3 protein-coding genes are annotated in these 2442 nt (G+C 44.1%); all 3 read right to left on the minus strand.

Annotated features, from left to right (window positions below; all coding sequences use genetic code 11):
• A partial coding sequence (locus A3762_RS09910) for a DUF1631 family protein (protein ID WP_156493368.1) occupies positions 1-815 on the minus strand: 815 nt, incomplete at its 3' end.
• 7 nt (positions 816-822) lie between these two features.
• Entirely contained in the window at positions 823-2118 is a 1296-nt protein-coding gene (argA, locus tag A3762_RS09915; protein WP_068755228.1) for an amino-acid N-acetyltransferase, read from the minus strand.
• Between the two features lie 18 nt (positions 2119-2136).
• On the minus strand, positions 2137-2442 hold a 306-nt coding region (locus A3762_RS09920), incomplete at its 5' end, for a M20/M25/M40 family metallo-hydrolase (protein WP_156493369.1).

Consider the following 2442-nt stretch of genomic DNA (forward strand, 5'->3'; position numbering starts at 1 on the left):
TCATTAACGAAACGATGTATCGCTGAACGAAATGCGTAAACCGCTCGTTCTGGACCTAAGGGGCTACTGCTCGCAATCGGACTATGATAATTCATTGCATCCGTGCGCATTTTTAGTAGCAATAAATCTGTACGAAAGTGCGATTCTAAACGCGTAATGAGCACCCGCGCGATTAACCAATCTTCAAACTCTACTTTTTCGATAATACTTAAATTCGACTCGTTTTCTTCGTGTTGAGAAAACTCTAAAGCTAAGCTGTCAAAGCTAAGAATATCGTTGCGAGCTTTGGAAATAATACTCGAACTATGCTTCTCAACGCGCTCAGCAATACTCATGCGCGCATTTGCATCTTGATCAGTCGATGCTTTGATTGCAGATTGTTGGAATGACTGTACGATTTCTGGAAGAACGCCCTCTAACGCTGCCGTAATCGCTATATCTGATTGTTGTAAACAACGCTCGATCACCAGGCGATGAACAGCTGATATATCAGGCGTTTCTCGGTTAGCAAAGCGCTTAGTTAAGTTTTCTACGACGTGAGGATAGCTATTTAAAAAACGCAAACCAGCCGCCTGCGATGTCACGTGTCTTGGCTCAGCGTTTACAAAAAGTTCTTTCCCTAACTCATCGACAAAACTCACACGTATGACGCGATTATCTTCAGATAAACCAAGTGCATTGGCCGTGTAAGTGATATACATCCCTTGGCCGCAAAAGTCGGCAATAACACAGGCATAGCTTTCACCAGATTCTAAATACAGCGTGGCGGCTTGTTCACTCGATATACGTTCTTGGGTTCTTCGTTCTGTGATCATTGGACCGTTACTTCAGTTTTTTCCTTAAAACTTTTGCCTTGCGGCTAACGTCATATTGCTTTGAATCAGGCAACTCCGAGTAAGCACTCATCTCAAAACCTCGTTCTAAAAACCAATGCTCCGTCTGAGTGGTTAGAACGAACAAATACTCAAGATTTTGAGCTTTCGCTTGATTTGTAATCTCTTCAAGCATGTAATCACCACGCCCTTCTTTACGATACTCAGGGTCGACAGCAAAACAAGATAATTCTGCACACCCTACCTCAGGATATGAGTACAGAGCAGCGCACGCGATAATAGCATTGTCGCGAACATTAACGGTAAATGCATCTAGCTCGGTCTCGAGAACTTCACGAGAGCGACGCACTAAAATCCCTTGCTCTTCTAAGGGCTGAATCAATTCTTGAATGCCATTTAAGTCGTCCAAGGTGGCGGCTCTTACCTCATCATAACTTTCTGCGCTAACCATGGTACCAATACCATCTCGCGTAAATAGTTCTTCAAGAATCGCACCATCAGAGACATAACTTAAAAGGTGAGTTCTCTTAACGCCAAGATCACAAGCACGTTGAGCTAATGCCAATAACCTTGCGTTATCATCGTCGCTTGTCGAAGAGACTAATGACTGTGCGACATCCGGGGTTATCTGTCTACAGGTTTCACCCGTCCCATCATCTATCGCTTTGTCGCTACCCAGCATAATGAGCTTTTCAGCATTTAGTGCCACGGCAATGTCTGTTGCTAACTCTTCATAAGACAGATTAAAAATTTCACCGGTCACTGCGTAACCATGCCCTGTTTGAAGAACCAGTGCACCGCTTTTTAAGTGACCGTTAATACTTTCACTATCAACCTTACGCACTTTGCCGGTCCAGCCATAATCAATGCCGTTTAAGACCCCCATAGGCTTCGCCGAAATGAAATTACCACTCACCACTTTAATCGAAGAGCCATGCATTGGTGAGTTGACCAATCCAATAGAAAGTAAGGCTTCTACTTCACTTCTTACCTTGCCATATGCTTCGAGCACGCTAGGAAGTGCTTCCTTACTCGTAACTCTTAGGTTTTCCTCAACAACAGAACTCAAACCACGCGACATTAAATTTCTGTCGATCTGAGGACGTGCTCCTAAGACCAGCACCACACGAATACCTAGGCTACATAGCAAAGCAATATCATGAACGATGTTAATAAAATTCTTATGCTCAATCGCCTCACCACAAACGCCGAAAACCATGCTGCGATTTCGGTGTTGATTGATATAGGGTGAAGCGTGACGAAACCAGTTAATCCAATCTTGCATGTTTTATTATCTCTCGTACTAAGGCTGCGCGATACAATAACTATTGATCAGCGACGAAAGGACCTTAGCCATTTCTCCAACTTGTTGCTCGGCAAGAAACTCATTGGGTTGATGAGCTTGATCAATTGATCCAGCGCCCATTACAACTGTCTCCATTCCCATTCCACTCAAGAAGGGGGCTTCCGTTGCAAAAGCTACCGCCTCTGCTGGAACTCCAGTTAAGCGTTCACAAGCTTTAACTAGCTCCGCATCACGTGACGTTTCAAAGGCTGGAACTGGCTCTACCATATGGCGATGTTTTACATCGATCTTGTATTTGTAGCC

It is taken from the genome of Oleiphilus sp. HI0125 (assembly GCF_001635355.1).

Bases quoted from the DNA above. Each gene is read 5' to 3' on its own strand.
- argA (WP_068755228.1), bottom strand. From the start codon at position 2,118: ATGCAAGATTGGATTAACTGGTTTCGTCACGCTTCACCCTATATCAAT.